The 21,999-nt window shown below is 70.0% G+C and carries 16 protein-coding genes; 8 read left to right on the top strand and 8 right to left on the bottom strand.

What is annotated here, in order from left to right; all coding sequences use genetic code 11:
- Positions 1–536 precede the first annotated feature (536 nt).
- The 4 genes from B4N89_RS18445 (at position 537) to B4N89_RS18430 (ending at position 7,690) form a co-directional block, all read left to right on the top strand.
- Positions 537–1,793 (top strand): hypothetical protein, encoded by a 1,257-nt coding sequence (locus tag B4N89_RS18445; RefSeq protein ID WP_078976922.1) that lies wholly within the window; start codon positions 537–539, stop codon positions 1,791–1,793.
- 307 nt (positions 1,794–2,100) lie between these two features.
- Positions 2,101–3,423, top strand: coding sequence for a WxL domain-containing protein (locus B4N89_RS18440; RefSeq protein WP_078976921.1), 1,323 nt, complete (start codon positions 2,101–2,103; stop codon positions 3,421–3,423).
- Between the two features lie 435 nt (positions 3,424–3,858).
- Positions 3,859–6,222, top strand: a complete 2,364-nt coding sequence (locus B4N89_RS18435; RefSeq protein ID WP_143658008.1) for a WxL domain-containing protein — start codon at positions 3,859–3,861, stop codon at positions 6,220–6,222.
- Between the two features lie 340 nt (positions 6,223–6,562).
- The gene (locus B4N89_RS18430; protein ID WP_078976919.1) at positions 6,563–7,690 is read left to right on the top strand and encodes a hypothetical protein; all 1,128 of its coding nucleotides are present in this window, start codon (positions 6,563–6,565) and stop codon (positions 7,688–7,690) included.
- 226 nt (positions 7,691–7,916) lie between these two features.
- Here B4N89_RS18430 and B4N89_RS18425 read toward each other — a convergent pair whose 3' ends face one another.
- Together B4N89_RS18425 and B4N89_RS18420 are read right to left on the bottom strand one after the other, a co-directional pair.
- The gene (locus tag B4N89_RS18425; protein WP_078976918.1) at positions 7,917–8,462 is read right to left on the bottom strand and encodes a hypothetical protein; all 546 of its coding nucleotides are present in this window, start codon (positions 8,460–8,462) and stop codon (positions 7,917–7,919) included.
- Positions 8,463–9,369: 907 nt separating this feature from the next.
- Positions 9,370–9,918: a hypothetical protein gene (locus B4N89_RS18420; RefSeq protein ID WP_078976917.1), complete on the bottom strand. Its 549-nt coding sequence runs from the start codon at positions 9,916–9,918 to the stop codon at positions 9,370–9,372.
- A gap of 597 nt (positions 9,919–10,515) precedes the next feature.
- Between B4N89_RS18420 and B4N89_RS18415 the strand changes: the two genes are divergently transcribed.
- From B4N89_RS18415 to B4N89_RS18405, 3 genes are all read left to right on the top strand, one after another.
- Complete coding sequence (locus B4N89_RS18415; protein ID WP_078976916.1) at positions 10,516–12,207, top strand: hypothetical protein; 1,692 nt, start codon at positions 10,516–10,518, stop codon at positions 12,205–12,207.
- Positions 12,208–12,583: 376 nt separating this feature from the next.
- Entirely contained in the window at positions 12,584–14,182 is a 1,599-nt protein-coding gene (locus B4N89_RS18410; RefSeq protein ID WP_143658007.1) for a hypothetical protein, read from the top strand.
- A gap of 262 nt (positions 14,183–14,444) precedes the next feature.
- Entirely contained in the window at positions 14,445–15,761 is a 1,317-nt protein-coding gene (locus B4N89_RS18405) for a hypothetical protein (RefSeq protein ID WP_078976914.1), read from the top strand.
- A gap of 80 nt (positions 15,762–15,841) precedes the next feature.
- Here B4N89_RS18405 and gltX read toward each other — a convergent pair whose 3' ends face one another.
- From gltX to B4N89_RS18385, 4 genes are all read right to left on the bottom strand, one after another.
- Positions 15,842–17,212 (bottom strand): glutamate--tRNA ligase, encoded by a 1,371-nt coding sequence (gene gltX, locus B4N89_RS18400; RefSeq protein ID WP_235618945.1) that lies wholly within the window; start codon positions 17,210–17,212, stop codon positions 15,842–15,844.
- A 109-nt stretch (positions 17,213–17,321) separates the two neighbouring features.
- Positions 17,322–17,789, bottom strand: a complete 468-nt coding sequence (locus tag B4N89_RS18395; RefSeq protein ID WP_235618684.1) for an ATP-binding protein — start codon at positions 17,787–17,789, stop codon at positions 17,322–17,324.
- An 86-nt stretch (positions 17,790–17,875) separates the two neighbouring features.
- Positions 17,876–18,217: an STAS domain-containing protein gene (locus B4N89_RS18390; protein WP_078976911.1), complete on the bottom strand. Its 342-nt coding sequence runs from the start codon at positions 18,215–18,217 to the stop codon at positions 17,876–17,878.
- 214 nt (positions 18,218–18,431) lie between these two features.
- Positions 18,432–19,400, bottom strand: a complete 969-nt coding sequence (locus B4N89_RS18385) for an HpcH/HpaI aldolase/citrate lyase family protein (protein WP_078976910.1) — start codon at positions 19,398–19,400, stop codon at positions 18,432–18,434.
- A gap of 115 nt (positions 19,401–19,515) precedes the next feature.
- Here B4N89_RS18385 and B4N89_RS18380 point away from each other — a divergent pair, with 115 nt between their 5' ends.
- Entirely contained in the window at positions 19,516–20,073 is a 558-nt protein-coding gene (locus tag B4N89_RS18380; RefSeq protein ID WP_078976909.1) for a hypothetical protein, read from the top strand.
- 25 nt (positions 20,074–20,098) lie between these two features.
- Here B4N89_RS18380 and B4N89_RS18375 read toward each other — a convergent pair whose 3' ends face one another.
- Together B4N89_RS18375 and B4N89_RS18370 are read right to left on the bottom strand one after the other, a co-directional pair.
- Positions 20,099–21,058, bottom strand: a complete 960-nt coding sequence (locus tag B4N89_RS18375; RefSeq protein WP_078976908.1) for a hypothetical protein — start codon at positions 21,056–21,058, stop codon at positions 20,099–20,101.
- Positions 21,059–21,181: 123 nt separating this feature from the next.
- The gene (locus B4N89_RS18370) at positions 21,182–21,961 is read right to left on the bottom strand and encodes a hypothetical protein (protein ID WP_078976907.1); all 780 of its coding nucleotides are present in this window, start codon (positions 21,959–21,961) and stop codon (positions 21,182–21,184) included.
- Between the last annotated feature and the right edge of the window lie 38 nt (positions 21,962–21,999).

The raw sequence follows: 21,999 nt of genomic DNA, 5'->3' as shown, positions 1-21,999 counted from the left end.
GCGCAAGCACCGGTGGGGATACGCCTTGCGTTCCCTGTAGCGGGGCTTTCTCGGCGCATCCGGGAGACATCGAGACTGTTCCAGTACTTGATGTCACGTCAGATCTTCGGGTGACGGTACGACAAGTGGCATGAGCGGACAACAGCGAAAAGCAGAAAATCTGCATCCGTCGGACACGGTTCCATATCGCGCGACCTGCGAAATCACTCTGTCGACAAGACGGTTGACAGGACCCCACATTTTCGACACGTGTCGAGTACACACGCCTTGCCAAACCCTTACGAACCCGCCGACTTCCCGCCAACCGCCGGCCGAGCCACGACCTCGCCCCGGAACCCCCGCTCCGGCACCGCACAGGGCCGCGGGCAGGCACGTTCCGAACGCGACACAGCCCGCCCGGATCCCTTGACACCACGTCAGGCATGGCGAATCAATGGGCGTTTGGCCCATATATGGAACACGTTTCAAGCCGGCCCGAGCATCGACGACCACGGTCGATCGAACCCGGGGCCGGCCCGGAAGGGAGCGTCCCGCACATGGTTCCACCCCGCAGGAGGCTGTTCGCGATACCGGCGGCGGTCGTCCTCGTCGCCGGCGCGGCAGGTCTCACGGCGGTCGCACCCGCGGCACAGGCGGCACCCGTGGAGCACGAGGTGAGTTGCCAACCGCCCTTCGCCGGCGGCCCCACCTTCACCTGGAAGCCGAAGGTCGAGCTCTCCGTGTCGCCGCCGAAGCAGAACATCTACAAGGTGGGCGAGGAGGTCACCGTCACCTGGCACTGGGCCGCGCCGCCGCGCAACCCGTGGGCGTGGGTCGACATCCTCCCGAACGTCGAGACGCCCAAGGCCACCGTCAGGCTCTCCAACGCCCAGGTCGGCGACATCCGACTCACCGGCCCGGCCAAGCATCCGGGAGCCGGCCCCGCACAACCCCTGCCCGTCGCGGACCTGACCGGGAAGTTCACCCTCGCGACCGAGGGCCGCATCGACCTGGCTCCCGGGGCGTACGTACTCGAGCAGCCCCTGATCCGGGACTCGCCGTGCACCCCGGTACACCCCGACCGTCTGCCCGTCTCGACAAGCATCCAGGTCGGTACACCCCCGACCTCGGGCCCCGGCACCGGCGGCCCGGGTGGCGCAGGCGGATCCGGCAACCCGTCCGCGGGCGGATCGGCCGGCTCCGGCGGTACCCCGTCCGCCCCGCCTCCTAGCGGCGCGGCCTCCGACCCCGCCACCGGTGCGATCGGCGACCCGACCCCGGGCGGCCCCGGCGCGGGCGTCCCGAGCGAGGGCATCACGCCCCCGCCGGGAGTTCCCCCGCTCCCGCCCGCGGGACAGGTGCCGCAGACCCCCGCCGACGCCGTGGCCGGGCCGCTGTTCATGCGGCAGAACTCGGCGGGTGTGACCATGCCGGAGTTCCGACCCGGCGACGCGACACAGGAGTTGGAGGGTCGGCTCAACCCGGTCACCATCCAGGACCGGCGCGGCAGCACCCTCGGCTGGACGCTGACCGCGCAGAGCAGCGACTTCGTCGGCCAGGGCGGTGAGGTCGTACCGGCCCGGCGGCTCACCTGGATCCCGGCCTGCACCACCGTCGAGGGCCCGCCCGCCGCCGTAGGCACCGGCGTGCCCGGCACGGTCGGCGGCGACGCCGAGGTGCTGTGTCGGCAGAACCCGAGCACCGGCGCCGTCACCGGCGGTGCGTTCGAGGCCAACGCCCTGCTGAGCCTGTCCCTTCCGGGCGGCACCCGCTCCGAGGCCTACACGGGGAATCTGACGCTCAGTCTGAGCTGAGTCACCCTCGGACACAAGGACGCCCTCCTCGCTTGACCGAGGAGGGCGTCCTTCCGGTTTTCCGGCCGTATCCCTTGACTTTGCACACCGGGTGGAGCGGAATGATCAAGCACTATTTCTGCAACACGTTCCACCGACCGGCGGGGCCGCACTTCGCGACGGCACCCGTCCGGACGCGCATGCGCCGTCGAGGCCCGCGCGGGCGTGTGCGTCCCGCCCCCCGTGCCCGGTCCTGCGACGTGGTGTTTCGGCTGCCCCGCCCACCCCGGCGCCGGCAGAGCGGTATCCGAGAGAAGGAACGCACCCTATGTTCAAGGCAAACAGGCAACTCGCCGCCTCGCTCGGCGTGGTCACGATCGCCGGCACCGTCGGCATGGTGGCCCTCGCGCCCGGCGCGAACGCCGCCGACGTGGCCTACACCTCGCACTGCGTCAACCAGATCGTGCCGAACCTGGTGATCCCGGACGGCGATCTCAAGATCGACCTGTCGGTGGCGCCCGCCAAGGCGCGCTACGACGTCGGCGAGGAGGTCACCGTCACCTGGACCTGGAAGTCGTACCCGAAGGCGCCGCCGGAGATCCCCGTGGTCGGCAAGGTGGACAAGGACTCCACCCTGCCCAAGGGGAGCGTCACCCTGGGCGGCGCGGCGACCGGAGCGGTCGCGGTCGAGGGTCAGCGGATCAACCCGGAGACCCTGCCGGGCCAGGAGCTGGTGCTCACCAACATGACCGGCAAGGTCAAGCTGACCCAGGCCGGCGACGTGACGCTGACCCCGGGCCTGTACTCGACCTTCACCAAGGCGTTCGGCCTGGACGCCGAGACCAAGTGCAACCCGGTGAACACGGTCGCCCCCTCGGCCACGCTCAAGGTCGGCGCGGCCGACAAGCCGGTGTTGAACGCGCCCTCGACCGCGGTCGAGCCCGGCAGCGAAGTGGCTCTGACCGGGAGCAAGTTCGCGCCCGGCGCGGTGACCGCGATGCTGGACGGCGCAGCCGCCGGGATCGCGTCCTCCACCCTCACGGTGGACGCGTCCGGCAACCTGACCGGCAACGTCAAGCTCGCCGACAACGTCGCCAACGGCGCGCACACCCTCGCGGTGGCCGACTCCGAGGGCAACAGCGGCCAGGCGCAGCTGCTGGTCCGCAAGAAGGTCGACCCGACCCAGCCCGGCGATCTGACCCAGAAGCTGGACGGAACGATCACCGCCGGCTCCCTGGCGATCACCCAGCAGGCGGGCGGCATCCGCATGTCCGACGTCGCGGTGAGCGCCCAGGACCAGACCATGACCGGCAAGCTCAACACGGTCACCGTGTCCGACCTGCGCGGCGGCAACGCCGGGTGGACGCTGACCGGTTCGGTCACCGACTTCGAGAACGCGGCCGGCGAGAGCATTCCCGCCGACAACTTCTCCTGGAAGCCGAAGGCCGCCAAGGCCGACGAGAAGTCCAAGGGCACCCCGGTGGCGGGCAGCGCGGGCACCATCGGCTCGGGCGCGACCCTGGCCTCGGTCCCGCAGGGCGCGACCAACACCGGCGGCACCTTCTCCGCCGACGCCGACATCGACCTGAAGGTTCCGGCCTACCAGGGCGCCGGCGACTACAGCGCGACGCTGACCCTGTCGATTTCCTGATCACGGTCACGATCGGCCGGCACGGCTGATCGGCACGGGGCGCCCACCGCAATCCCTCACTGCGCGGTGGGCGTCCCGTCGCCCATTTCCCGTACGCGCCAACGCCTTTCGCCCATCGGGCCCGCGTATGCGACACCGGTCGACGGCGCACACAAATCGTTGCCGTCGGAACGCGTTCCGCTGTTGACTTCGCAAACGCCCACGGGCTCAATGGGAGGCGCCGTTTTCTGGAACAGGTTTCATCACAGGGAAAGACCGGGTGACAGCGGCGGGGTCGGGTGTCACCCCGCCGACGTCGAGAATCGGCGCACGGCACCGAATCGACCGTCCCGCGCCGCGCGGGTCACCGACGGCGACGGACCGGTCCCGGTGTGGTGTTCGACTGCTCGCTCCCCCGGCGGGCCAGGCAGGCATCCCGAGGAGGGACAGCACCACATGCTCAGACCAAGAACCAGGGAAAGCACTGGGTCCGGATCCCGCAACAAACGCGTCGCCGGCGTATTGGGCACCGCCCTCGTGGCCGGCGCCCTGGGCGTGGGCGCGGGGGCGCAGTCCGCGAACGCGGCTCCGGTGACGTACAACGTGCACTGTGTACCGCCGAGCATCGGTGGCGGTCCGTTCGACTTCGACGCCCAGGTGGACCTCACGGTCGCCCCGGTCAAGCCGAAGTACAACGTCGGCGACGAGGTCACCGTCACCTGGACGTGGAAGGACGCGGCGAAGAACCCGTCGTCGGTGACCGTGAACGCCGACGCGGTCAAGCCGCGCGGCAAGGTCCTCGTCTCCGGCGCCCAGGGCGGCGAGATCGCCATGGAGGGTCCGCAGAAGAACGCGCAGACCCCCGGCGGCGAGAAGTTGTGGCTGTCGAACATGACGGGCACGCTCAAGATCACCAAGCCTGGCGAGTTGAAGCTCTCCCCCGGCGGCTACACCAGTACCGCGAACATGTTCGGCAGCTGGGACACGCCGTGCGCGCCCAACGGCACGCCGGGCGTGGGCGCGACGCTCGCGGTGGACGGCGCGGTCAAGGCGCCGACCGTCGCGTTCGGCTGGAACGTGGTCCGGCCGGGCGCGGGGATCGAGGTGACCGGGGAGAACTGGCCGGTCGGTCCGGTCGGCGTCGAGATGTGCGACGTGGACGGCAACGCCTGTACAGCGGAAGGGGCGTCGGGCTCCACCCTCACCGTCGACGCCTCCGGAAAGTTGTCGGGCCAGGTCCGGGTCGCCGCCGATCTGTCGGACGCCGTCCGCCAGGTCCGGATCACCTCGGGTACCACCTCGATCCTGGTGGCGGTCTCGGTGGCCAAGGACGCGCTGCGGCACTCCGAGCCGGTCAAGTACACCGTGCGTTACACCCCGGCGTGGGGCAACGGCCCGGCGTTCGACTGGAGTCCCGAGGTCGCGCTCTCGGTGAGCCCGGCCAAGACGTGGTACGACATCGGCGACGAGGTCACCGTCGGCTGGAAGTGGATCGGGCAACCGCGCAACCCCTCCAGCTGGGTCGTGGCCCTGAAGGACACGGTGACGCCCAGCGGCACCGTGCGGATCTCCGGCGCGCAGACCGGCGAGGTACGGGTCGCCGGCGACAAGGGCAACCCGGCCACCCCGGGCGGGCAGGTGCTCGAGGTCAACGACATGAAGGGCACCTTCAAGATCACCAAGGCGGGTCGGATCGACCTGGCGCCCGCCGGATACGGCCTCAAGGTGATCACCGTCGCGTCGAGCGGCACGCCCGTCGGCACGCCGGCGGTCTCCCAGTCGATCATGGTGGGCGCGCCGGCCCAGACGACCCTGGGTCCGGATCGGAGCCTGGTCAAGCCCGGCGATCCGGTGCTGCTGACGGGGGACAACTGGCCGACCGGTCAGGGCAATCCGCACGTACAGCTGTGCCAGGAGGACGGCTCGGGCTGCACCGGATCCGCGTTCACCGCGGGCACCGGTTCGGTGGCCCCGGGCGGTGCGCTCACCGCCCGGGTCACGTTGGGTGCGAACGTGCCGCCGGGCACATACCTGGTGAAGGTCACCGTCGGGATCGTCTCGATGTCCGCACCGATCACGGTCACCTCGGCGGTCGTCCTGCCCCGGGCGATCACCGCGACCCCCGATCGTGGCCCCTCGGGCACGAAGGCGCACGTGACGGGGCAGAACTTCTCCCCCGGCGCGGCCGTCGTGCTGGAGACCCTGGATGCGAACCTGGGTCTCACCGGGGACACCACCGAGGTCACCGCGGGCCCCGACGGGACGTTCGCCGTCGATCTGACGGTGACCAAATCCGGGACCACCCAGATTCGGGCGGCGGAGAAGAGCGACCGCAACAAGATGGCGCTCGCCCCGTTCGCCGTCGAGGGCGGCGGCGGGCCCGGTGAGGAACCGGGCACGTTGTCGATGACCCAGGCCGGGACCGGCGTCCTGCTCGCGGACGTGCCGTTCGCGAACCGGGACCAGACCATGACGGGCTCGCTGAACGCGGTCACCGTCACCGACGCCCGCAAGGGCACGCTCGGTTGGCAACTCACCGGTTCGGTCTCGGACTTCAAGGCGGACGGCGGCTATTCGCTGCCCGCCTCGGCGTTGTCCTGGACACCTCGGTGCGTGGCCGAGCCGAACTCGGCGAGCCAGGTCGTGACCGGCTCGGCGGGTACGGTCAACGGCGGGCTGCTGTGCAGCTCGGCGGCGTCCACGGATCCGGCGCACAAGACCGGTGGCGTCTTCAGCGCCAACGCGGGCCTGTCGCTCGCGGTCCCGGCGTACCAGGCGGCCGGGACGTACACGGGAACCCTGACACTGACCGTCTCCTGACGCCACGTCGGCCCACGCGGGGCGCTCTCGCACCTTCGGTGCGGGGGCGCCCCGTTCGCATATCCCGGTCCCGGGCGCCTCGCGACCGAGGAAAGTGGAACTTGTTCCACCGCTTCCGGACGACACGTGTCAGTGCAGGTCAGGGCGCCGCCGAAGACCTCCCGCAGGGTCGGCGGGGGGTTTCACACCTCTTGACTTCGGCAGGCGAAAGCGCATCAATGTGACCCGCCCCACTTCTGGAACACGTTCCACTTAGCCACGCGCGTATCCGCCCCCATGCCGCCGACGCGACGCCAACGCCCGTCGCCGGCAAGGAACGCAGGACAGGGAGCCGCACCTCATGAAGCAGCGCACCAAGCGCCTGACCGCCGGAGTCGGCGTCGGCACACTGGCGATCACCGGATTCCTCGCCGCCGCCCCCGCCGCCTTCGCCGGCACCGCGACGCCGACCGTCACGTGCTCGCTGCCGCTCGGCCAGGGCGACAAGACCGGACCGATGTCGGTGACCGTGGACGGCCCGACCACCGCCAAGCCCGGCGAGACGGTCGACCTGAAGATCACCCTCGGCCCGAGCCCGGCGACCAGCCCCGCCGCGCTCAACGGCATCAAGATGACCCCGTCGATCGACTTCGCCCTGTCCGGCGGCGCGACCGGCTCGGTCACCCTCGCCGGCGCCGAGACCACGATCGACATCCCGGCGAACACGCCGATCCAGAGCCCGCCGTTCTCGGTTCGGCTCCAGATCCCGGCCACCGCGACCGGCACCGTCGACCTGACGCCGACCAAGACCACCACCGCCACGGTGACGCCGTACGGCAACTTCAGCACGCCGTGTGCGGTCACCGGCGGCTCCGGCGTGGTGCAGAGCATCGCCGTACAGAGCACGCCCGAGACGGCCACCCTGAGCGCGTCCCCGGGCACCGTGGAGGCCGGCAAGGAGACCACGCTCGCCGGGACCAACTGGACCAAGGGCGGCACCGCCACGCCGTCCCTGTGCGCCGCGGACGGCACCGCGTGCAACCCGGCGGGCACCTCCGCCAACAGCCTGCGGATCGGCGCCGACGGCGTGCTCTCCGGCGGCGTGACCGTCGCCCCCGGCACGGCGGACGGCACCTACAGCGTCCGGGTCACCGACGGCAGCCGCACCGCCTCCACGCCGCTGACGGTGAAGAAGGTCGAGGTCCCGGTCCCGCAGCGCAAGGTGACCCTCAGCAAGAGCACCGTGCGGCCGTGGACGTTCGTGAAGGTGTCCGGGGAGAACTTCACCCCGAACACGCCGATCGCGCTGGCCGGCGTGGAGGGTGCGAACCCGACCTTCAACTTCGGCCTGGCGTGGACCGACCGCAATGGCAGGTTCAGCTCGTGGATCCTGGTGACCAGCAGGAAGACCACCGGCATCACGGCGGTCGAGATCGACACGAGCTTCAAGTTCGACAAGCTCGGCATGGCGGGCATCACGGTGAAGTAATCGACACTGCGGGCGCGTTCGGCCCCGGTATCCGATGCGGATACCGGGGCCGTCGCATGTGTGGCGGGAGCCGTCGGGCTCGCCGGTCGAGGGCCCGTGGCATCCCGTGTCGACCGCCGGCGCGGACATGGGAAACGCCCGTCGTGGCGACCCGTGGGCCGCCGCGACGGGCGTGGGGTGCGTTCGGAGCCGAGGGCTCCGGCTCCCTGGTCGAGAGCCGGTCGGATCAGAACGTGAAGGTCCCCGTCTGGCTGCCGGTGCAACGGATGTCGGCCGGGGGCAGACCCGAGAACGACGCCTGGATGCGCACCGAGTAGTTCGTGGCGGTCGGGGTTCCGGTGGTGGCGATCATGTTCGTCGAGGTGCCCGAGGCGATCCGGGAGCCGGCGGCGACCGGACCGAGGGTGATCGGGCTGCCCGGGTTGGGCGGGTTCGGCCCGTTCATCGGCGGGTTGACCACTCCGGAGAAGGTGATCCCGCCGGTGAACCGGATGGTGGTGGTGAGCGTGTTGGGCGCGATGGCGACGGGCGCCGTCATCGACGACGTCAGCTTCATCTTCTGCGCGTTGGGCGCACCCGGGTCGCTGGAGGAGAGGGTGCCGGTGCCACCGGACACCCAGACGGTGCTGCTGACGATGTCGACACACGTCATGCCGGTGACGGCGCGACTTTCCGGCGGCAGGGCCGAGGCGGTACCCGAGAGAGCCATCGTGGCCGCGAAGGCACCCGCCGTGCAGGCGATGCCGACCGAGGCGATCTTGGAACGAGACATGAAGGTAGTGCTCCTTTCACGGCTTTCCGAACGAAGACATGCCCGCCCGACCACCCGCGGCGGGCAGGGCTTTGGTACCGCCGGCCGGTATCTCGACATCGACAGGTGCGTCGATGTCTCGGTCACCGCAGAAGGATCCGCATTGCTTCGAGTTCGGTTCCCCGGCAAGGGAGAGTGAAGCGGGATGCCGAAAAGAAGTCAATGCCTATTGTCCACTTTTACATTGCCAAGTGATCATCGACTACCTTCCAACCATATTGACCAAGATCTGTCGCCCATTGCCAATGATCATCGATTACATAATCTTGATCATGGTGACACGCGTCACCATACAGGCTCGATTACTTACTGTGATTCCACTTGTTTGAATGCCCATTGAAAACGAAATGGGCCCTCGTGCGGCAGGGCTTCGCCCGTCGGTCCGCTCGCCTTTTGATCTTGTGCTCCGCGACTTTCGGACGGCTTCCGACGAGGCCATCGCCGGGACGGGCCGCCGACCGGCCGCCGAGGCCGCTCTCCCGGCGGCGGGCGCCCCCGGCGGGAAGCCATTGGCTTCCGGCCGCTCCGATCCGCACACGGGCCCGAGGAGCGCCGTTTGCATCGCCCGGGTACTTGCGACCGCGCCCGGCTCGATGTACGCCCGGGAACACGAAACGCGACCCGCACATCGCATGCGAATCGCGGTTTATCGAATTTTCCGTCGGTGACACGTGACACCGGATTCGAACGGTCACACTATTTCCGCCCCGCCCCGGCCGCCCCGAAAGAGGCGGGTCGCCGGAAACGAAAAAGGGCCTGCCCGGGCGGCGCATACGCCACCCGGGCAGGCTTTCGCAGCAGCAGACCGTCACACCCGCGTCCCCGGTCCGGTCGGGTACTCGCCGGGAGCACCCGACCGGGGAGGCGACTAGAAGCTGAAGTCGCCCGAGGCCGCGTCCTGCTTGCCGGCGCAGTAGATGTCGACCGACGAACCGGAAATGGTGGTGTTGATCTTCATCGACCAGTTGGTGGCGCTGGGCGCCGCGGCCGAGGTGTCCTGCAGACGGACGGTGGTGCCCGCGGCCAGGCGCGCCGTGGCCGGGATCGCCCCGAGGGTGATCGGGTTGCCGACGTTCATCGGCGGGTTGACCGTGCCGACGAAGTCGCGGATGGTGCCCGCGCCCGCGCCGGTCTGGACCGTGCGGATAACCGTGGCCAGCGAGTTCGCCGGGATGGCGATCGGCGCCACCATCGGCGACGCGAGCTTCATCTTCTGCGGGTTGGTGCCGCCCGGGTCGCTCGACGTCAGGGTGCCCGCGCCGCCGGTGACCCAGGTCTTACCAGTGCTGTCCTGGCAGGTCAGCGTCACCCCCCGGGAATCGGGAACCGCGTGCGCCGTACCGGACAGGGCGACGGCCGCCGCGAACGCGACGGTCACGCAGGCGACGCCGGTGGTGGTGATCTTGGAACGGGACATGGTGGAGCTCCTTGTCGTCGATCTCCTGAGACCTGGTGGTGGCGCACGTTCTCCCTGGCCTGCACCGCAGGCGGAAACGGTGGAGCTGCCGGCGGGCATCCCGACGTCGACCGCCACAGGGGACGGCCGAGGGAGTCGGGATCCGGGTCGGGGCGCTTCGCCCCACGCTTCGGGGCCCCTCCGGCACAGCCATGAGTGAAACTGCGTAAGCGGAAGAAGTCAATACGGTTTTGTAGACGAATTAACCGGGCAAGAACCAGCATTCGAAGAGCCCCGACCCATTGACACGGTCGACTTTGGAAAGGGTTTCCTTCGGTGGTTTATCAAAGTTGATCATGGTGACACGTGACACCAAGATGATCACCATTTACGCATTGCTTCCTGGGGCTTTGTTCGCTAGATCTTCGACACCAGCACCACGTCGGAGTTCGCCTTCCCCGTCCCATTCCACGCTTCTCGGTCATCGCTTCCGACGTCCGTACCCGACGGACGAACGTGGCGATGATCAGCGAATCGGCAGCCATCGGGCACCGCCGGGGCGAGCCGGACCTCCGCACCACGCGCCACTCGGCAGTTCCCCACCCGGCTAGGAGAACCGTGTCCCGAATACGAAGAATCGCTTCCCGCAGACTGGTCGCCATCGCCGCGGCCGCGGCCGTCGCCGGCACCGGCGCGCTCGTCGCGATCGCCCCCTCGGCGCAGGCCGACACCGTCGACTACGCGACGCACTGCACCAACCCGTACTCGAACCCGCCGGACGGCAACGTCAAGATCGACCTGGTCGTCACCCCCGCCAAGAGCACGTACCAGGTGGGCGACGTGGTCTCGGTCGAGTGGCAGTGGAAGCTCTACCCGAAGGCGCCGCCGTCGATCCCGGTCGTCGGGAAGGTGCCGAAGGACTCGACCTACCCGGTCGGCACGGTGAAGTTGACGGGCGCGCAGACCGGCAACTTCGCCATTCAGGGACCGCAGATCAACCCCGAGGCGCTGCCCGGCCAGGACCTGATCCTGAGCAACCCGGTCGGCTCCTTCACGCTGACCCAGGCCGGCCAGGTCGCGCTCACGCCGGACATCTACTCGACCTTCACCACGGCGGTCGGGCAAAAGGTCGAGACCAAGTGCTCGCCCGTCAACCCCATCGCGGTCTCGCGCACCCTCACCGTGGACGGCCCCTCGACGGGCGCGCCCACCCTGAGCGCGAACCCCGGTGAGTTCAACGCCGGTTCGCAGGTCGCGCTGTCCGGCACCAACTGGGCCGCGGGCACTCCCTCGGTCGAGCTGTGCGACGCGAACGGCGCCGCGTGCAACGCCAACAAGATCGCGGCGAACAGCCTCGTGGTGGCCAACGGCGCGCTGTCCGGCAAGATCAACACGGTCGCGACCGTGCCGACCGGCAACTACAAACTCAAGGTCAAGGTCGGCGCCGGCGAGGCGCTCACCCCGGTCAAGATCAACGCGGTCGCCCGGACGATCTCGCTGAGCCCGAACCGCGGACCCGTGGGCACCGGCGTCACCATCACCGGCAAGAACTTCAACCCGAACATCTACATCCTGGCCTACGGCCGGGACGCGGCCGGAAACCTGCTCGACGACACGCTGGTCTACGGCGAGTCGGCCGCCGACGGTTCGATCGTGATCCCGGACTTCGTCGCCAGCGTGGGCTCGATCACCTCGATCGTCCTGATGGAGGGCACCGACGAAACCACCATGGTGGGTGCTCCGTTCACCATCGGCACGGCCCTGCCGGCCACGCTGTCGGCGTCGCCGGCGTCCACCCACGCGGGCGGCACGGTGGCGGTGTCCGGCAACAACTGGACCCCGAACGGCTCGGCCACCGCGTCGCTGTGCGCGGCCGACGGTTCGGCGTGCAGCACCGCCCGGATCAGCTCGGGTCCGCTCACCGTCGCCGCCGACGGCTCGCTGGCCGGCAATGTGACGATCGCGGGCAACGTGGGCGAGGGCACCTACAAGCTCAAGCTCAGCGACGGCAGCAACTCGGCGCTGACCGCGATCACCGTACAGCGCCGCTGGCTGGAGCTGAACAAGACCTCGGGCAGCCCGTGCACGTTCGTCCTGGTCACCGGGCACGGCTACGGCTCGCTCGCGTGGGTCAACGTCAACGGTCTCGCGGGTGACTCCAAGACCAGCGACTGGGCCGGCGCGTGGGCCAACGCCAACGGCGACTTCAGCATCTGGATCCTGATCACCAAGTCGAACACGACCGGGATCATCGCCTCGGAGACCTTCCACTCCGACCGGCTGGCCACCACCCCGTTCAAGGTGACCTGACCCGACCGGGAAGCACACCGCTCGACGCACAGCACGCGGAGGCCGCCGTCCACCCCGGACGGCGGCCTCCGCCGCGTTTTCGGAACCGGAATACACCATTCCCATCCCGCTTCCACCGGAAGTCGATCTTGTTGACACGTGCCAACAGGATTCCCGCGGAACAGTTATTGACTTTGTCAGCGATTACCGGATGAATACGGTGTCGGACCATCTATTGCCGACCACCGCCACGCACCCCGCACATTCCGGACGAGGGTTCGGCCGACCTCGCCCTCGCCGGCGACAAACGCCGCAGGTCATTCTCCCCGGATGTCGAAGTTCTGCTCCACAGTGACGGTAGGCATATTCCATCCCGGCGAGGAGAATAGTGTCCCGAATGCGAAGAATCGCTCCACGCAGAAGCACCGCGCTGATCGGCACGCTGGCGATGGCCGGTACCGCCGGTCTGATCGCTCTCGCGCCGTCCGCCTCGGCGGCCCCGGTCGACTACCGCGCGCACTGCACCAACCCGTTCCTGGACAACATCGCCGACGGTGACCTCAAGATGGACATCCAGGTCACCCCGGCGAAGGCGACCTACACGGTCGGCGACCAGGTCACCGTGACGTGGAAGTGGCTGAAGTACGGCGTGGTGCCGATCAACACGCCCCTCGGCATGCACGTCGGCGAGAACAAGGCGCTGCCCAAGGGCGAGGTCCTGCTCACCGGCGCGCAAACCGCCTCCCTGCCCGTGGAGGGTCCGCGCATCAACCCCGACGCCGCGCCCGGCGAGGAGTTGAAGCTGTCGGACATGACGGCGAGCGTCACGCTGACCAAGCCCGGCACGCTCAACCTCGCCCCCGGCAACTACACGTCGTACGTGGACGCCGGGATCGGCAGCGACGTCGCCACGGCGTGCACCCCGGTGACGCCCGTCGCCCCCGGTACCACGATCAACGTCGAGGGTTCCAGCAGCGAGGACCCGACCGTCACCGCGACGCCCGGCGAGGTCAACGCGGGCGGTCAGATCACCATCGCCGGTGACAACTGGCCCGCCGGCACCCTGACTCCGGAGCTGTGCGCCGCCGACGGCTCGGCCTGCGACGCCGGCAGGATCACCGGCAACACGCTCGCCGTCGGGGCGGGCAACAAGCTCGCCGGCACCGTCACCCTGAACAACAACGTCGCGGCCGGCGACTACAAGGTGAAGGTCAAGGGCAGCGGCGTCGAGGCGCTGAGCGGCGTGGTCAAGGTCAAGGCGGTCGAGCGCAAGATCTCGCTCAGCGTCGACCACGGCCCGGTCGGCACCACCGTGGTGATCACCGGCTCCGGCTGGACGCCCGGCAACTACGTCCTGGCGTACGGCATGGCCGGCGACGTCCAGGACGACGACGTCAGCGCGTACACCGAGGCCGCCGCGGACGGGACCATCAACATCACCGACCTCGTGGTGAGCAAGGACACCATCACCGCGATCAAGGTGAACGAGGGCTCGGACGACACCGCGGTGACCAAGCCGTTCCGCGTCACCGTTCCCGGCCGCGACCTGAGCCAGACGGTGACCGGCAACGTCGTCGCCGGCGGTCTGACCATCACCCAGGAAGCCGGCGCCATCAAGCTGTCGGACATCACGCTCAACGGTCAGGCGCAGAACATGACCGGCGCGCTGAACACCGTGACCGTGAAGGACTTCCGCGGCGGCAACACCGGGTGGACCCTCACCGGCTCGGTAGCCGACTTCAGCAACGGCAACGGCGGCAAGATCGGCGCCGACAAGTTCACCTGGACCCCGAAGGTGACCACCGGCGCCGGCTCGCCGAGCACCGCGGTGCCCGGTAGCACCGGCCCGATCGGCACCGGCGCCACCCTGGCCTCGGCCCCGGCCGGGGCGAGCACGGGCGGCACCTTCTCCGCCGACGCCGACCTGTCCCTCGCCGTCCCGGCCTACCAGGCCATCGGCACCTACACCAGCACCCTGACCCTCTCGATCAGCTGACCCACGCACCCGAACACCCGGACGGCCCCCGCGACTTCGCTCGCGGGGGCCGTCCGCCGTGCGGTCGTGGGCCCGATCCCGTCGGCGTGCCGTAGCCCGCGCCACGCGCCCGAACCGGCGTTCGAATTCGCGTGCGATCCAAGCCGCGGTCCATAATCATTGACTCCGCCAAACATCGCGCCGGTGGCCGCTGCGCCGGGTTGCCCACCCGATGCCCCTCGTCCGTCGCGGCCGCCGATTCCGGACCCCGGCAAGGAGTTTCGTGCACCGAACCAGACACATCACTCGTCGCGTCCTGACGAGTCTCGCGACGGCGATCACCGTCGCGACCACCGGCCTCGTGGTCGTCGCGGCCCCGGCGGGCGCTGCCGCGGTGGCCTTCCCGGAGCGCTGTGTCCTCAACGGCCCCACCAGCCCCGTGTGGGGTGTCGACGAGCCGCGGATCGACCTGACCGTGCAACCGCAGAAGGCGCTCTACAGCGCCGGTGAACTGATCACGGTGACCTGGCACTGGCAGACCCGCCCGTCGGTCCCCGTCCCACCCGGCAGCGGCGGCCTGCGGATGGGAGTCCGCGCCGAGGTTTCGGTGGGCGGTTCGCGGTCGACCACCTTCACCGTCTCCGGATGGCCACGCCGCCAACCGGAGTCGCCCGGAGCGAGCATCGATGTGGACGACCTCACCGGCACGTTCCGGCTTCCGGAGAGCGGCCCGATCACCCTCACCCCGGGCCCCTACGAGATGTTCGAGAACCTCTCGCCCTTTCCCGCGATGACCTGCTCCCCCACCGTCCCGGCCGCCGTTTCACGCACGGTGGACATCGGCCCCGGACCCACCTTGAACGTGACCCCGACCCGAATCGTCACCGGCCGGCGCGTCGAATTCACCGGTGAGGGCTGGCCCGACGGCGACGCCAGGGTCGAGGTGTGCGCGACACCGACCGAAGCCTGCCTCCCGGAATGGGTGGGCTCCGTCACCGGCGGTGCCCGAAACGGACACCTGGCCGGATCCGTGACGGTCGACGCGGACACGTCGGGGTCCATACCCGTCCTCGACAAGGTGTATCTGCGCGTCATGGTGGGCACGTTCAGCGCGACCCGGGAGCTGACCCGGGTCACCGCAAGCCCCGGCAGCGTCACGCGGGTGACCGGAACGGTCCTTCCCGGCGGCCTGACGCTTCGTCAAGAGGCAGGTACGGCAAAGCTTTCCGACATCACCCTGAACGGCACCGCACAGGCGATGACCGGCGCGCTGAACCCCGTCACCGTCACCGACGTGCGCGGCGGCTCGCTCGGCTGGACGCTGACGGCGGACGTCTCCGACTTCGCCTCGCCCGAGGGTGGTCGAATTCCGGCCGACCGATTCACCTGGACGCCCTCGGTCCGGACGGATCCGGCCTCCCCGGGCACCGCGACACCGGGCTCCCCCGGCCGGGTCGCGGGTGGCTCGACACTGGCCTCCGCGCCGGCGGGAGCACACGGCGGCGGCACCTTCACGGCCGGCGCCGCGATCGCCGTGGCGGTGCCGGCGTACCAAAAGCCCGGTACCTACAGCGCCACGCTGACCCTCTCGATCAGCTGACGCGTCGGCATCACCCGACCACACAGCGGGCCCGCACACCGGCAACCGGTGTGCGGGCCCGCCCCGTCCGGGGGCGGCGGCTACTCCGTCTCGGCCAGGCGCTCGACGGCGCGGTCGACGCGGGTCAGGACCCGGTCGCGGCCGAGGACCTGGAGGGATTCGAACAGCGGGAGGCCGATGGTGCGGCCGGTGACGGCGACGCGGACCGGGGCCTGGGACTTGGACAGCTTGAGGCCGTGGGCGGCGCCGGCGGCCTCCACCGCGGCCTTGAGCGCGTCGACGGTCCATTCGGCCCGGGAGAGTTCCTCGCGGGCGCTGGTGAGCACGTCGGCCGCGCCCGGCTTCATCGCCTTGGCCCAGGCCGCCTCGTCGTCGGCGGGCTCGGCCAGGAACAGGAAGTCGACGTACATCGGCACCTCGTCCAGAACCGTGATCCGGGTCTGCACCAGCGGCGCCACCTCGGCGAACACGGCCGGGTCGTACGCCTCCTTCGCCCACGGCGCCTTCGGCCCGAGCAGCCACGGCTCGCAGGCGCGCACGAAGGCGTCCGCGTCCAGCGCGCGGATGTAGTCCGCGTTGAAGGAGGACAACTTCTTCACGTCGAAGAAGGCCGACGACTTGTTCACGTCACGCAGGTCGAACAACTGCTCCAGCTCGGCGTACGGCCGGATCTCGATGTCGTCCTTGGGGCCCCACCCGAGCAGGAACAGGTAGTTCACCAGCGCGTCGGGCAGGTAGCCCTCGTCCAGGTAGGACTCGAGCGCCACCTTGTCCCGGCGCTTGGACAACTTCTGCCGCTTCTCGTTCACGATCACCGGCAGGTGCGCCCACTGCGGCGGGGTCGCGCCCAGCGCCTCCCACAGGAGCTGCTGCTTGGCCGCGTTGGACAGGTGCTCCTCGCCGCGGATCACCATGGTGATCTTCTGGTCGACGTCGTCGACCACGTTCGCCAGCAGGAACACCGCCGAGCCGTTGCCCCGGGCGATCACGAAGTCCTCGAGCGAGGCGTTCGGGAACTCGGTGTCGCCGCGCACCAGGTCGGCCACCACCGTGACGCCCTCGTCCGGGGTACGAAAGCGCAGCGCGCGCCCGTCGCCCGCCGCCAGGCCGCGATCGCGGCAGAAGCCGTCGTAGCCCAGGTGCTTGGAGCCGGTCCGGGCCTCCAGGTCCTCGCGCGTGCAGTCGCAGTGGTACGCCCGGCCGGCCTCGAACAGCCGGACCGCCGACTCGCGGTGCAGCGTCGCGTTCCGCGACTGGAAGTAGGGGCCCTCGAAGGCCGGGTCGGCCGGGCTGATCCCGATCGCCGCGAGCGCGCTCAGGATGCCGTCGGTCCACTCCGGCCGGTTGCGCGCCTCGTCGGTGTCCTCGATCCGCAACACGAACACGCCGCCGGCCTTGTGCGCCACGGCCCAGTTGTACAGCGCGGAACGAGCGCCACCGACGTGGAACATGCCGGTGGGAGAGGGAGCGAAGCGAACACGAACCGAAGAGGCAGACATGCGGACCAGGGTATCGGCCGCCCGGACCGGCCTCGGCCCGGTACGCCCCCGCCCCGTCGGCTCAGCGCATCGCCTCGGGAACGGGCATGTCCACCCAGACCGTCTTGCCCTGCTCCCGGTGCACGACCACACCCCAGTCCAGCGTCAACCGGCGGATGATGTGCAGCCCGTGTCCCCCCGGTCGCGTTCCGGAATGCGGCGCCCTCGCCTGCGGCGGCTCCTCGCTGCGGTCGTCCACCTCGATCCGCAGCAGTTCGCTGGTCCGCACGACCCGCAGCTCCACCGGGCCGCCCGCGTGCAGGCACGCGTTGGTGACCAACTCGACCGCGACGAGCAGCACGTCGTCCGAGGTCAGCACCACCTGCTCGTCGTCGGAGCCCGTCCATCCGTACGCGTGGAGCGTGTTGCGGATGAACGTCCGCGACCGCGCCACCGCCCCCGCCGCACCCTCGAACGGCAGTCTCCGCACCTGACGAAGCGGTGGGGTGGAGAAACAGGCCTCCCCGTCGCCGGGCGCCTGCGATCGCATGGCGCACATCTATTGGCTCACCTCGCTCACGCCGCTACGCGGTGATAGTTGCCCGCATCCCGCTGGAGGACACCAGAAGTCACGGGCTACTCTCCGACCGCCTCTGCCAGGGTCTCGTGGAAAGTGAACCCCTGTACCGCACCGGTGATCTCGAATACCCGCGCAACGGCAGGTTGAACGCCCACGAGGTGGACCGCTCCGCCCGCGGCCTGCGCACGCAGTCGGGCGGCGAGGAACGCGTTCAACCCGGTCGAATCACAGAAGTCGAGCTCGGAGCAGTCGATCACCAGACGCACACTGCCCCGTTCGACACACTCGAACAGACGGTCCCGCACCGCGGCGGCGCTGTCCACATCGATCTCACCGGCGACCGTGACGATCGAAGAGGTGCCCTGGGTGTGCACGGACACCGTCAAGCCACCCTGCATGCCAGCCTCCTGCTGCCCATTGCCCGCCGAAGTACTCCGGCCCGGGCACACGATAGACGACCGCCCCGCCCCGGTGGGCGTCGGACACCGATCCACGGTCGCAACGACCCGGCGCGGAGCCGATCCGGGGGCGCGATCCGAGCCGCCCGGTCTGCGCCGAGAGGCGGGTCCGGCTGCCCGGAAATCCGCCCCTCGCCGTCGTACGGATGACACATCAGCCCTTCGGCGGCTCGAACTTTCGCGTGCGCCGCATCCCGGCGGCGCGGCCCTTGGCGGAGATGACCAGGGCCATCTTGCGCGAGGCCTCGTCGATCATCTCGTCGCCGAGCATCGCGGCGCCCTTCATCCCGCCCTCGGCGGAGGTGCACCAGTCGTAGGCGTCGAGAATCATCTCGGCGTGGTCGTAGTCGGCCTGGGTGGGCTGGTACAGCTCGTTCGCGGCGTCGATCTGGCCGGGGTGCAGCACCCACTTGCCGTCGAAGCCCAGCGCGGCCGAGCGGCCGGCCACCCGACGGAAGCCCTCGACGTCCTTGATCTGGAGGTAGGGGCCGTCGATCGCCTGGAGGTCGTTGGCCCGCGCGGCCATCAGGATGCGCATCAGGATGTAGTGGTACGCGTCACCCGTGTCGTAGCCCGGCGGCTGCTCGCCGACCACCAGGGACTTCATGTTGATCGACGCCATGAAGTCGGCCGGGCCGAAGATGATCGTCTCCACGCGAGGCGACGCGGCGGCGATCTCGTCCACGTTGACCAGGCCGCGGGCGTTCTCGATCTGCGCCTCGATGCCGATCCGGCCGACCTCGAGGCCGACCGTCTTCTCGATCTGGGTGAGCAGCAGGTCCAGCGCCTTGACCTGGCCCGCGTCCTGAACCTTGGGCAGCATGATCGCGTCGAGGTTGGCGCCCGCGCCCTCGACCACGGTGACCACGTCGCGGTACGTCCAGTGGGTGGTCCAGTCGTTGACCCGCACGACGCGGATCCGGTCCCCCCAGTCGCCGTTGTTGAGCGCGTCGACGATGGTGTGCCGCGCGCCCTCCTTCGCGAGCGGGGCGCAGGCGTCCTCCAGGTCGAGGAACACCTGGTCGACCGGGAGCCCCTGCGCCTTCTCGATGAAGCGCGGGTTGCTGCCGGGTACGGCCATACAGGAACGGCGGGAACGCAAGCTACGCGATGTGGCGGCCATGTCTCTGGTCCTCCCAGTGCTGCGGATCGTGCGGTCAGGTTACCGACGGGTCACCCGAAAGGGACTATGAGGTGGCGCACGTTCGGGGCTCGCGCGTTGTGGGACGCTGTGGCGCATGACGGACACCGACGGCACGCCCGAAGGCGCCCCGCGCGAAGCAGCGGCCCTGCTCGAAGAGGCGGCACTGCTCGAAGAAGCCGCGAAGAAGTCCGGCCTCCTGTGGCTCACCGTCGCCCCCGCCCCGGCCCGCCCCGTCTGGCACGTGTGGCTCGACGGCGCCTCGTGGCTGGTGACCGCCCGCGAGCCCGGCGCGGTGGAGCAGTTCGTGCCGGGCCTGACCGCCGCCGCGACCGTGCTCGTGGACGTGCGCAGCAAGGACAAGGGCGGCCGGCTGCCGGGCTGGACCGCCCGGGTCGCCGTGGTCGCGCCCGGCGACCCGGCCTACGAGCCGGCCGTACTCGCCCTGCACGCCGCCCGGTTGAACGCGCCCGACGGCGAGGAGCAGCCCGCGCGCTGGGCCCGGGAGTGCGACCTGGTCCGGCTCACCCCCACCGCGTCCGCCCGGGCGCTGCCCCACGACGCCGGCCGCGCGGTGCCGATCGGCTCACCCGCGGTGACCCGGGGCGCGTCCCCGCTCAACTGGTCGATCGGCCGGCTGCGTCGGCGCGACTGACCCGCGCCGGCGCACCGGGCGCGACTCAGGAGAACAGCACCGAATCGCGCCCGAGCCCCGTCGGCACCGGCGGCTTGGACGTGCGCCCGATGTCGGGTCGGCGGGTACTGCCCGACGAGCCCGTGGCGGGCGCCCCGGTCGACGGGCGCCCGGTCGAGCCGCCGGAGCCGGTGGAGGAGCCGTTGCTGCCGCTCGTCGAGCGCCCCGGCGTGGTCAGGTCCTTGTCCACCACGTCCTTGGGCTCCGGCGCGTGCAGGTCGACCCGCGCGCCGTAGGCGAGGAAGTCGAAGGCGCCGGCCTGGCGCGCGTCGGCGGCGGACTCCATGCGCAGCAGATACGGGGCGCCCTCGGTGGCCACCCAGATGATGCCGCCCGCGCCCGGCGTGCGGTTCTCCAGGGCGATCGCGCGGTGTCCGTTGACCTGCTTGACCGCGCCCTTCTCCAGCTTGCCCGGCTTGCCCATGAGCTTGTTGGTCAGCCGCTCGACGTAGGTGTTCTCGACGATGCCGCCGTACTTCTTGTCGCCGGAGGGCACCTGGACGAACTTGTCGTGGTTGCCCACCTCCGAGCCGGCGCCCTCGACCCTGGACCAGAACTTCGCGTCGCCCCGGAACCAGACCTGGTTCTGCACCCGGGTGATGTACGCGGTCGTGTTGTCCTCGACGATCCGGCCCTCGCTGCCGGTGCTGGTGAAGCGCATGTCCACACTGAACGGCTTGGCCGGCTTGCCCGCCGTGCCCGGGACGGCCAACTCCCCCTTCACGTGAACCGACTTGGCGGCGGCCGTCGCGGCCTGGGCCCGCTGCAGGATCGCCGCCGGGTCGAGCCCGTCCACCTGGTTGCCCAGCGGCGCGCCCGCCGTCGGCTCGTCCACCGGCGCCTGCCACGAGCGGTGCGCGGGCCGTCCCGGACTGCATCCGGCGACCAGCACCGTGACCGATACCGCCGCCGTCGCCACCACGAAGCCGCGTCGCACGTGATCCATCGCCTGGTTCCCTCGTCGTTCGATGTCTCGTAGATTTCGCCGACCGCCTCGACGCCCGTCCGCGGCGTCGTGCTCCCGCGTCGTGCTCCCGGAAACGGTATCCCGGAGCCCGCGCGGCCGGGCTCAGTCGGTGCCCGGCACCGGCCCGCCGGGCTTTTCCGTGGGCTTGCCGGTCGGCTTGCCCGACGGGTCCTTGCCGTCGGTCAGCGTGCCGTAGTCCAGCACCTCGTCGGCATGGGGCAGCACCAACGGGAAGTCCTGGTCGTACTCGAACAGTTCGAGCGCTCCGCCGCTCGGCGACGGAATGTACTTGAGCGGGTACGGCGTCCCGGTCAGCGCCACCCGCAACTCGCCGCCACGCCCACGATCGGCCACCACCTTGAGCGTTTCGACGCCCCGCACCTTTTCCCGGCCGTCCTTCTTGAGTTTGCCGTTGAGCCGGATCAGATCGGTGATCATGTCCTGCATCCGGGTGAAGCCGGACAGTCGCGCGTAACTGGGGTCGGAGGCGGGCACCTTGACGAACTTGTCGCGCAACGCCTGTGCCGACTGCTCGACGTCCGCCCCGCCGCGCCCGTCCCGGCCCTGGTACAGCCGGGCGTCGCCGCGGACGTACAGATCCTGGCCGACGCGCAGCAGTTCGATGGTGCTGTCGGCGGTGACCACGGTGCCCACCCCGCCGTCGCGCTTGAGTCGCAGGTCGATCCGGAACTGCTGGGTCTGGATCTTCCACACCCCCTGCACGTGCACCGCCCCGGTCCCGGCCGCCGCCGCCTTGGCCTTGCCGGTGATGGCGTCCGCGGACTCCGAACCGAGCCCGGTCTCCGCCTTCGAACACGCCGTGCCGGCGAGGACGCAGGCGGTCAGGAGGGCGATCGTGGTCTTCGTCTGAGGCAAGCGCACGGGCGGCACTGTACTGAGCCGGGCACGAGGTGTCGGAA

The organism is Embleya scabrispora (assembly GCF_002024165.1).
GTDB classification, from domain to species: domain Bacteria; phylum Actinomycetota; class Actinomycetes; order Streptomycetales; family Streptomycetaceae; genus Embleya; species Embleya scabrispora_A.
The sequence above is the reverse complement of the archived record's forward strand: the minus strand, read 5'-3'. Positions and strand labels throughout refer to the sequence as shown.

What these genes read in the sequence shown, in the direction of transcription:
- B4N89_RS18445 (WP_078976922.1), top strand. Translation starts at nt 537, where the DNA reads ATGGTTCCACCCCGCAGGAGGCTGTTCGCGATACCGGCGGCGGTCGTC.
- B4N89_RS18440 (WP_078976921.1), top strand. Translation starts at nt 2,101, where the DNA reads ATGTTCAAGGCAAACAGGCAACTCGCCGCCTCGCTCGGCGTGGTCACG.
- B4N89_RS18435 (WP_143658008.1), top strand. Translation starts at nt 3,859, where the DNA reads ATGCTCAGACCAAGAACCAGGGAAAGCACTGGGTCCGGATCCCGCAAC.
- B4N89_RS18430 (WP_078976919.1), top strand. Translation starts at nt 6,563, where the DNA reads ATGAAGCAGCGCACCAAGCGCCTGACCGCCGGAGTCGGCGTCGGCACA.
- B4N89_RS18425 (WP_078976918.1), bottom strand. Translation starts at nt 8,462, where the DNA reads ATGTCTCGTTCCAAGATCGCCTCGGTCGGCATCGCCTGCACGGCGGGT.
- B4N89_RS18420 (WP_078976917.1), bottom strand. Translation starts at nt 9,918, where the DNA reads ATGTCCCGTTCCAAGATCACCACCACCGGCGTCGCCTGCGTGACCGTC.
- B4N89_RS18410 (WP_143658007.1), top strand. Translation starts at nt 12,584, where the DNA reads ATGCGAAGAATCGCTCCACGCAGAAGCACCGCGCTGATCGGCACGCTG.
- gltX (WP_235618945.1), bottom strand. Translation starts at nt 17,212, where the DNA reads ATGTTCCACGTCGGTGGCGCTCGTTCCGCGCTGTACAACTGGGCCGTG.
- B4N89_RS18395 (WP_235618684.1), bottom strand. Translation starts at nt 17,789, where the DNA reads ATGCGATCGCAGGCGCCCGGCGACGGGGAGGCCTGTTTCTCCACCCCA.
- B4N89_RS18390 (WP_078976911.1), bottom strand. Translation starts at nt 18,217, where the DNA reads ATGCAGGGTGGCTTGACGGTGTCCGTGCACACCCAGGGCACCTCTTCG.
- B4N89_RS18385 (WP_078976910.1), bottom strand. Translation starts at nt 19,400, where the DNA reads ATGGCCGCCACATCGCGTAGCTTGCGTTCCCGCCGTTCCTGTATGGCC.
- B4N89_RS18380 (WP_078976909.1), top strand. Translation starts at nt 19,516, where the DNA reads ATGACGGACACCGACGGCACGCCCGAAGGCGCCCCGCGCGAAGCAGCG.
- B4N89_RS18375 (WP_078976908.1), bottom strand. Translation starts at nt 21,058, where the DNA reads ATGGATCACGTGCGACGCGGCTTCGTGGTGGCGACGGCGGCGGTATCG.